The sequence below is a fragment of the Polaromonas sp. P3_C2 genome (assembly GCF_056402675.1).
Window position 1 is genome coordinate 1 of record NZ_JBFUGX010001019.1, and the last position, 1,037, is coordinate 1,037.

Here is a 1,037-nt window from a genome sequence, read left to right on the forward strand (position 1 = left end):
GCGTTGGCGTTGGCCCGCACCGCGGCACGTCAGGGCGCGTTGCTGGTGAATTACTGCGCGGCAACGGGCCTGATCCATGAGGGCGGCAAGCTGGTCGGCCTGCATGCGCGGGACCAGGAAACGGGTCGTACGTTTGAACTCAGGGCGAACTGCGTGGTGAACGCGGCTGGCGTTTGGGTGGACCAGCTGCGGCTCCAGGATGGGCAAGCCATAGGGCGGGACGCCAAGCCCATGGTGGCGCCCAGCCAGGGTGTTCATATTGTGGTGGACCGCTCGTTTTTGCCTGGCGACCACGCCCTGCTGGTGCCCAAGACGGCCGACGGCCGGGTGCTGTTTGCCGTGCCATGGCTGGGTAAAACCATTTTGGGGACCACGGACACGCCGCGCCACGACCTGGCGCGCGAGCCGCTGCCTTTCCGCGAAGAAGTTGACTTCATCCTGCGCGAATCGGCTCGCTACCTGAGCCGCGCGCCCGGCCCGGCTGACATTAAAAGCATTTGGGTGGGGTTGCGGCCCCTGGTCAAGCCGCCGGATGAGGATGCCGGAAGCACCCAGGCGTTGTCGCGTGAGCACACGGTGCTGGTCAGCAAAAGCGGCCTGGTCACGGTGACGGGAGGGAAGTGGACCACTTACCGGGCGATGGCGGAAGACGTGCTGGACAAATGTTTTGGCGCGGCGTTGCTGCCAACACGCGGGGCCGGCGTCACCACAAACTTGAAGTTAGTTGGCGCTCACAATTCGAATCACAAAATTAGCGAGGCGCCAGGGTCTCATCTGTATGGCAGCGAGGCGTCCGCCATGGAAAACCTGCCGGGTGCCAGCCGCGAATTAGGCGGTGGGCTGACGGAGGCAATGGTGCGTTTCGCTGCCCGCCATGAATATGCCCGCACCGTTGAAGACGTACTGGCACGGCGTTCCCGTCTRCTGTTTCTCGATGCGGCACTGGCCAGAACCCTGGCGCCGGAAGTGGCCACTCTGCTGCAGCAGGAAAACGGCGTGGATCCGCAGCTGGATGAATTCCTGACGCTGTGTGGCCA

Annotated in this window: 1 protein-coding gene; it reads left to right on the top strand. The window is 64.0% G+C overall.

Annotated elements, in window-relative coordinates:
• Positions 1–1,037, top strand: a 1,037-nt coding sequence (locus AC1DWI_RS24275) for a glycerol-3-phosphate dehydrogenase/oxidase (protein WP_477726058.1), incomplete at both ends; no start/stop codon positions are given.